This window comes from Frigoribacterium sp. VKM Ac-1396, assembly GCF_015350895.1.
In the GTDB taxonomy this organism is placed as follows: Bacteria; Actinomycetota; Actinomycetes; order Actinomycetales; family Microbacteriaceae; genus Frigoribacterium.
Map to the genome: position 1 here is coordinate 1436536 of NZ_JADKSD010000001.1, position 7720 is coordinate 1444255.

Consider the following 7720-nt stretch of genomic DNA (forward strand, 5'->3'; position numbering starts at 1 on the left):
CGTGGCGACCTACGTCCTCAAGCGCCTCGGCCAGGGCCTGCTCACCGTGTTCCTCACGGTGTCGACGGTCTTCGTGCTGATCCGCCTCGCGCCCGGCGACCCCGCCGTCGCCTACGCCGGCCCCCTCGCCACGAACGAGCAACTGGCCGCGGTGCGCGAGCAGTTCGGCCTGGACGACCCGCTGCTGCAGCAGTACGGGGTGTTCCTCCAGCAGCTGTTCACGGGCAACCTCGGCACCTCGTACTCGTTCCAGGCCCCGGCCGTGCAGGTCGTCCTCGAACGGCTGCCGTACACGCTGACCCTGTCGTTCGCGGCGATCCTGCTGGCCGCGGTCGTGTCGATCCCGCTCGGCGTCTGGATGGCCCGCCGCACCGACACCCGCAGCGAGACCGGCGTCAACGTCGTCGCGATCGCCGGCCAGTCGATGCCCGACTTCTGGACCGGCATCCTGCTGCTCAGCGCCTTCGCCGTGGTGATCCCGGTCTTCCCCGCCTCGGGGTTCGCGACCTGGGGCGGCCTCGTGCTGCCGACCGTGACGATCGCCATCTTGCAGGTGGCCCTCATCTCGCGGCTCGTCCGGCGCGAGATGGCGACGAACTTCTCGGCGCCCTACCTCACCGTGGCCCGCTCGCGCGGCGTCTCGGAGCGTGCCCTGACCTGGCGCTACGCCATGGGCAACTCGGCGATCCCCGTCTTCACGGCCCTCGGCACCCGCTTCGCGGCGATGCTGAACGGCGTCGTCGTGGTCGAGGTCGTGTTCGCCTGGCCCGGCGTCGGGTCGCTCATCGTGCGGGCCCTCGAGACCCGCGACTACCCCCTCATCCAGGCGACCGTGCTGGTCACGTCGCTGCTCGCCGTCGGCGTCCAGCTGCTGATCGACCTCGCCTACCCCCTGCTCGATCCGCGCGTGCGGCTCGGAAAGGCGAGTGCCGCATGAGCCACCTCGACACCGCCGGACGCCCGTCCGGCCCGACGACGGCCGGCCGTGCCGGTGCCGCCACCGCCCGCACCTCCGGTGCGGAAGCACAGGAGGCGCGACCCACCGCGGTCACGCCCCGCCTGCTCAAGAGGTCCGAGGCGGCCAGGCGGTCCTCCGCCGCACGGGTCAAGCTGTGGGTCGGCGCGATCTCCGCCCTCGTGGTGATCGTCCCGATCGTGCTGGCCCAGGCCCTGCCGCTGCCCGACGCGAACGGCCAGGACCTCGGCAACCGCCTCGCGCCTCCGTTGACGGCCGGTCACCTGTTCGGCACCGACCAGCTCGGTCGCGACCTGCTGTCGCGGGTGCTGCACGGCGGGCAGGTCTCGCTCGCCATCGGCGTGCTGGCCGTCATCGTCTCGGGCGCCATCGGCGTCGTGCTCGGCTCGATCGCCGGCTTCTACGGACGCTGGGCCGACACGCTGATCAGCCGCCTGCTCGAGGCCCAGATGTCGCTGCCGCTGCTCATGATGCTGCTGCTCGTCGTGGCGCTGTTCGGCCCGTCGATCCCGGTGATCACCTTCGTCATCGCGATAGCGCAGTGGCCCGAGGTCGCGCGGCTGACGAGGTCGCTCGTGCTCGTCGAACGGGAGAAGCCCTACGTGTCGTCGGCGAGGACGCTCGGCCTGAACCGCTTCACCATCCTGCTGCGCCACGTCGTGCCCAACGTGATCAAGCAGGCGACCCTGGTCGTGCTGCTGCTGCTCGCCCAGGCGGTGCTGCTCGAGAGCGCCCTGAGCTTCCTCGGGGCGGGGCCGCAGCGGCCGTTCGCCACCTGGGGCCGGATCATCTCGGACGGCCAGGACTACGTCACCACCGCGTGGTGGATGGTCACGATCCCGGGCCTGTTCATCGTGCTGCTCGTCGTCGGGGTGAACCTGCTGGGCGACGCCCTGCGGGACCGGCCGCGCCGGTCGGCGGCCTCGCGCCTCCGTCGGTTCGTCGGGCTGCGGCCCGGCGCGTCGGCGACCGAGAAGGACGGAACCCTCGCATGAGCCCCACGACCCCCGCCGCGACCGACGCCGACCTGCTGCTCGAGGTGCGCGACCTGCAGATCGAGCTGATGACGACGAACGGCGTCGTGCGCGCCGTCGACGGCGTCTCGTTCCACATCGCCCGCGGCGAGACCGTCACGATCATCGGCGAGTCCGGCTCGGGCAAGTCGACCACCGCCATGGGCGTGCTGCAGCTGCTGCCCGCCGACCTCGCCGTCGTCTCGGGGCACGTGCGCATCACGGGCCTCGACGTGCTCGCCGACGCCTCGGCCGTGCGGACGGTGCGCGGGCGGGCCGTCGCGCTGATCCCCCAGGACCCCATGACCGCGCTCAGCCCGGTCCGCTCGGTCGGCTCGCAGCTCGGCGAGGCGATCCGCATCGCGGGGGCCGCCAGCGGGCGCGCCGCCGTGAACGCGCGGGCCGTTCGCCTGCTCGAACAGGTGCACATCCCCGACCCGACGGCCCAGCTGAAGAAGTTTCCGCACCAGCTCTCGGGCGGCATGCTGCAGCGCGTGCTGATCGCGATCGCGCTGGCCTGCGAGCCGCAACTGATCGTGGCGGACGAGCCCACCAGCGCCCTCGACGTGACGGTGCAGGCCGGCATCCTCGACCTGCTGCTCGAACTGCAGGAGCAACGCGGCATCGGCCTGCTGATGATCACCCACGACCTCGGCGTCGCCCGCTTGGTGTCCGACCGCATCCACGTGATGAAGGCGGGCGTGTTCGTCGAGTCGGGCGACGTCCGTCAGATCGTCGAGCACCCGGCCGAGCCCTACACGCAGGGGCTGCTCGCCGCCGTGCCCACCCTGGGTGCCTGGGACGAGACCCCCGCCACGACCACGACCAGCAGCAGCGACCGCCCGGAGGCCACCCGTGTCTGACACCATCCTCGAGGTCGACGACCTGGTCGTCGACTACGGCAGCGGCACGAGCGCCCACCGCGCCGTCGACCACGTGTCGTTCTCGGTGCGCCGCGGCAGCACCTTCGCCATCGTCGGCGAGTCGGGCTGCGGCAAGTCGACGATCGCCAAGGCGGTCATGCGGCTGCTGCAGCCGACCAGCGGGCGCATCGTGCTCGACGGCACCGACCTGGCGACCCTGTCGGAGGCGCGGCTGCGGCCCCTGAGGCACCGGTTCCAGATGGTCTTCCAAGACCCCTACGGCTCGCTCGACCCGCACCTGAGCGCCCGCGACATCGTCGCCGAGCCGTTGCGGCTGAAGGGCGTGCGGTCGGCGCAGGACCGCGCCACCGAGGCGGCCCGCCTGATCGACCGGGTCGGGCTGCCCTCGACGGCGCTCGACCGCCGGCCGCACGAGTTCTCGGGCGGCCAGCGCCAACGCATCGGCATCGCCCGGGCCCTGGCCTCGAGCCCCGACCTGCTGATCTGCGACGAGGCGACGAGCGCCCTCGACGTGTCGGTGCAGGCCCAGGTGCTCGAGCTGCTGCGCGAGATCCAGGTCGACACGGGCATCACCTACGTCGTCATCTCGCACAACCTCGGCGTCGTGCAGCAGATCAGCGAGAGCGTGCTGGTCATGAAGCAGGGGGCCGTCGTCGAGCAGGGCGCCACCGCCCGGGTGCTCACCTCGCCCGCCGAGGACTACACGCGCCGCCTCCGCCGGGCGGCACTCGACCCCGCCACGATGACCGGCATCAAACCGCGCCACGTCGTCCGCAGCCTCTCGTTGGGAGCCACCGCATGACCCGGACCGACACCGGAACCACCACGGCCACCGACGGCGATGCCGTCACGGCCCCGGCCACCGGCACGGCCACGACGGGCGACGGGGCCGGCACCCGCGCCGCGCCTCCCCGGCTCGTGCTCGGCACGATGACGTTCGGCGACACCGTCGACGAGGCCACCGCCGGCCGCATGCTCGACACGGCGCTCGACGCCGGCGTCAGCTGGATCGACACCGCCAACGCCTACGTCGGCGGCGAGACCGAGACGATGCTCGGCCGACTGCTGGCCGGGCGACGCGACGACGTCGTGCTCGCCTCGAAGGCGGGCATGCCGCACGCCGACGCCGACGGGCTGCCGCCGCTCTCGGCCGTGGCCCTGCGGGCGAGCGTCGAGGCGAGCCTCCGGCGCCTGGGCACCGACCGGCTCGACCTGTTCTACCTGCACCAGCCCGACCGGCTGACCCCGCTCGACGAGACCCTGTCGACCGTCGCCGCCCTGGCCGACGAGGGCAAGCTGCTCTCGCTGGGCGTCTCGAACTACGCCGCCTGGCAGATCGGCGACGTCGAACGCATGGCCGACGCCGTCGGCGCACCGCGCCCGGTCGTCGCGCAGCAGCTCTGCAACCTCGTGGCCCGACGCCTGGACGACGAGTACCTCGAGTTCGCGAGCGTCCACGGCATCGAGACGATGGTCTACAACCCGCTCGGCGGCGGCCTGCTGACCGGTCGCCACCGGTTCGACGAGACCCCCGCCGACGGTCGCTTCGGCGACTCGGCCCTCGCCGAGATGTACACGAAGCGGTACTGGGACGCCGGGCTGTTCGCCGCGATCGACCGCCTGTCGGGCGTCGCCGCCGAGGCCGGGGTCTCGCTCGTCGAGCTCGCCCTGCGCTGGGTCGCCCACCGGCCGGAGGTCGGCTCGGTGCTGCTCGGCGGGTCGCGTCCCGAGCAGCTGACCGCCAACGTGGCCGCGATCGCCGCCGGACCGCTGCCTGCCGACGTCGTCGCCGCCTGCGACGACATCGGGCGGTCGCTGCGGGGGCCGATGCCTCCGTACGCTCGGTGACCCGCGCCTCCTGATCCAACCGCACGAACCGCACGAGAGAGAGCCCCATGAGCACCGCCAGCGACTTCGCCCGCACGATCCGCCACCGCGAGAAGGCGGTCGGCTACTGGGTCACCCTCGACGCGCCGCCGGCGACCGAGCGCATCGCGCGGCTCGGCTACGACTACGTCTGCCTCGACGCGCAGCACGGCCTGTTCGGCTACCAGGGCATGATGACCGGCCTGCTCGCGATCGACGCCGGGCAGACCTCGGCCGGCCTGGTGCGGGTCGAGGCCAACGACATCACGCCGATCGGCAAGGCCCTCGACGCCGGGGCGGCGGGCATCATCGTGCCGCTCGTCGACACCGCCGACGACGCCGCGGCCGCCGTGCGCAGCGCGAAGTACCCGCCGCACGGACGCCGCTCGTACGGGCCCATGCGCTCGAGCCTGCGCATCGGACCCGTGCCCGCCGAGGCGAACGACACCACGATCGTGCTCGCCATGATCGAGACGCCCGACGGCCTCGCGAACGTCGAGGCGATCGCCGCCACCCCCGGGCTCGACGGGCTCTACGTCGGACCGAGCGACCTCTGCATCGCGGTCGGCGGCGCCTACCCCGGCGACCCGGCCGTGCAGGAGGCCTTCGACGCGGCGCTCGTCCGCGTGGCCGCCGCGGCCGAGGCGGCGGGCATCGCCGCGGGCATCCACACCCCGCACGGCGACGTCGCCCGGCAGCGCCTCGCGGCCGGCTACACCTTCGCCACGGTCGCCGGCGACCTCAACCACCTCGAGGCCGCGGCGCGCGACCACCTGCAGCGCGCGCTCGCGACCGACGACGCGACCCCGGGAGGTGCGGCGTGAGCCCCGACGACACGGTGACGACCGAGGGCGGTCGGGCTCCGGTCGACCCGACGTCGGGCGACACGGCGTCGGGCGTCGCCGTCGCGGATGCCCCGGAGCGGATCGTCGCCGACGGTCGCCTGCGGCCCGACGCGGACGGGCGCGAGTGGGCGTACCTGCCGACGGCCACGGTCCAGTCGCACGCGGCGAACCTCGCCGAGCTGCCCGACGGCCGCCTGGCCTGCGTCTGGTTCGGCGGCACGCAAGAGGGCGTGTCCGACATCCACGTCTGGTCGTCGACGCTCGACGCCGGCACATGGTCCGAGCCCGTCCGCCTCAGCGACGACCCGGCACGCTCCGAGCAGAACCCCGTGCTCTTCGTCGCCCCCTCGGGCGACGTCTGGCTGCTCTACACGGCGCAGCGCGCCGGCAACCAGGACTCCGCCGAGGTGCGCCGCCGGGTCTCGACCGACGGCGGCACCACCTGGGGCGAGCCCTCGACGCTCTTCGCCGCGGACGAGACCGGCGGCGTCTTCGTGCGCCAACCGCCGCTCGTCACCCGCGGCGGCGACCTGCTCGTGCCGGTCTTCCGGTGCGTGACGACCCCCGGGCGGGCGTGGGTGGGCGACCACGACACGAGCTCGGTCATGACCTCCCGGGACGGCGGCGACACGTGGGGTGAGGTTGCCGTCCCGGGCAGCACCGGCGCCGTGCACATGAACGTGCACGAGCTGCCCGACGGGTCGCTGCTCGCGCTGTTCCGCAGCCGCTGGGCCGACGCCGTGCACGAGTCGCGCTCGACCGACGGCGGCCGCAGCTGGTCGCCGCCCGTGCCGACCGAGCTGCCCAACAACAACTCGTCGGTGCAGTGGGTGCCGCTCGCCGACGGACGACTCGCGATCGTCTACAACCACCGGCGCGCCGACGCCACGACCGAGCGCCGGCTCGGGCTCTACGACGAGATCGACGAGTCCGGCATCGTCGAGCAGGCCGTGCTGCCCGAGGCGACCGTCGACGCCGACGCCGACCGGGAGGCGCGGGTCGGCGAGGGCAGGACGGCGTTCTGGGGCACGCCGCGGGCGCCCATGTCGCTGGCCGTGTCGTCGGACGGCGGCCGCAGCTGGCCGCACCGCGTCGACCTCGAGGACGGCGACGGTTGGTGCCTCTCGAACAACTCGCGCGACGGGCTGAACCGCGAGCTGTCGTACCCGAGCATCACGCAGACGAGCGACGGCGCCGTGCACGTGGCCTACACCTGGCACCGCCGGGCCATCCGCCACGTGCGCCTGGCGCCCGCCGACCTGCCCGGCTCCGACCTGCCCGGCTCCGACCAGCCGGGCTCCGACCAGCCGGGCTCCGACCTGCCCGACCCCGGCCTCGCGGGCTGAGCCGTGGTCGACGACGAGACGGGTGCCGGTCGGCACGCCGTCGTCACGGGCTGCAGCTCGGGCATCGGGCGCGCGATCGCCGAGTTCCTGCTGGCCGAGGGCTGGCACGTCACGGGGCTGAGCCGCCGGCCGGTCGACCTCGGCGGCGGCTTCGCCTGGATCGGCTGCGACCTCTCGGTGCCGACCGGCGTGCGGGCCGCGGTCGCCGACATCGGCCGGGTCGACGCGATCGTGCACGCCGCCGGGTTCCAGGTCGCCGCCCCGCTCGGCCGACTCGACCCGGCCGCTCTCGAGGGCATGTCCGCGGTGCACGTGGGGGCGGCCGCCGCCCTCGTCGACGCGCTCGTCGACCGGCTCTCGGACGGAGGGCGCATCGTCCTGATCGGCAGCCGAACCGCCGTGGGCGTCGCGGGCAAGAGCCAGTACGCGGCGACGAAGGCGGCGCAGGTCGCCCTGGCCCGCAGCTGGGCGGCCGAGCTGGCGCCGCGAGGAGTCACCGCCAACGTCGTGGCGCCGGGGCCCACCGACACGCCGATGCTCGCCGACCCGGCCCGCGCCTCCTCGGCTCCGGTCGTCCCGCCGCTGGGCGCGCTCGTCGACCCGGTCGACGTGGCCGCGCTCGTCGCGTTCGTGCTCGGGCCGCACGGGCGCAGCATCACGGGGCAGGCGCTCGTCGTCTGCGGCGGCGCCTCGCTCTGAGGCCCCGGGGTCCACGGCGCCGACGGCCGCAGCGGCCGGGGTCGCACCACCGTCGCGTCGTCGAACCACCCCGGAGCGTGGTTCGACGACG

General features: G+C 73.9%; 8 protein-coding genes. All 8 read left to right on the plus strand.

From position 1 onward, the window contains the following. Position 1: 1 nt before the first annotated feature. Genes ITJ55_RS06650 through ITJ55_RS06685 form a run of 8 tightly spaced genes read left to right on the plus strand, consistent with a single transcriptional unit; the run spans position 2 to position 7629 of the window. On the plus strand, positions 2 to 937 hold the full coding sequence (locus ITJ55_RS06650) for an ABC transporter permease (RefSeq protein ID WP_056258983.1): 936 nt from the start codon (positions 2 to 4) through the stop codon (positions 935 to 937). Next, positions 934 to 1971: an ABC transporter permease gene (locus ITJ55_RS06655; RefSeq protein ID WP_194594590.1), complete on the plus strand. Its 1038-nt coding sequence runs from the start codon at positions 934 to 936 to the stop codon at positions 1969 to 1971. Before ITJ55_RS06650 ends, ITJ55_RS06655 begins: the two co-directional genes overlap by 4 nt. Beyond that, positions 1968 to 2852, plus strand: coding sequence for an ABC transporter ATP-binding protein (locus tag ITJ55_RS06660; protein ID WP_194594591.1), 885 nt, complete (start codon positions 1968 to 1970; stop codon positions 2850 to 2852). The genes ITJ55_RS06655 and ITJ55_RS06660 overlap by 4 nt, the downstream gene beginning before the upstream one ends. After that, on the plus strand, positions 2845 to 3675 hold the full coding sequence (locus ITJ55_RS06665) for a dipeptide/oligopeptide/nickel ABC transporter ATP-binding protein (RefSeq protein WP_194594592.1): 831 nt from the start codon (positions 2845 to 2847) through the stop codon (positions 3673 to 3675). The genes ITJ55_RS06660 and ITJ55_RS06665 overlap by 8 nt, the downstream gene beginning before the upstream one ends. Then, positions 3672 to 4721 (plus strand): aldo/keto reductase, encoded by a 1050-nt coding sequence (locus tag ITJ55_RS06670; protein WP_194594593.1) that lies wholly within the window; start codon positions 3672 to 3674, stop codon positions 4719 to 4721. Before ITJ55_RS06665 ends, ITJ55_RS06670 begins: the two co-directional genes overlap by 4 nt. Before the next feature lie 47 nt (positions 4722 to 4768). Next, on the plus strand, positions 4769 to 5563 hold the full coding sequence (locus ITJ55_RS06675; protein WP_194594594.1) for an HpcH/HpaI aldolase/citrate lyase family protein: 795 nt from the start codon (positions 4769 to 4771) through the stop codon (positions 5561 to 5563). After that, the gene (locus ITJ55_RS06680) at positions 5560 to 6930 is read left to right on the plus strand and encodes an exo-alpha-sialidase (protein WP_370544053.1); all 1371 of its coding nucleotides are present in this window, start codon (positions 5560 to 5562) and stop codon (positions 6928 to 6930) included. The genes ITJ55_RS06675 and ITJ55_RS06680 overlap by 4 nt, the downstream gene beginning before the upstream one ends. A gap of 3 nt (positions 6931 to 6933) precedes the next feature. Next, the gene (locus ITJ55_RS06685; RefSeq protein WP_194594595.1) at positions 6934 to 7629 is read left to right on the plus strand and encodes an SDR family oxidoreductase; all 696 of its coding nucleotides are present in this window, start codon (positions 6934 to 6936) and stop codon (positions 7627 to 7629) included. Positions 7630 to 7720: the final 91 nt, after the last annotated feature.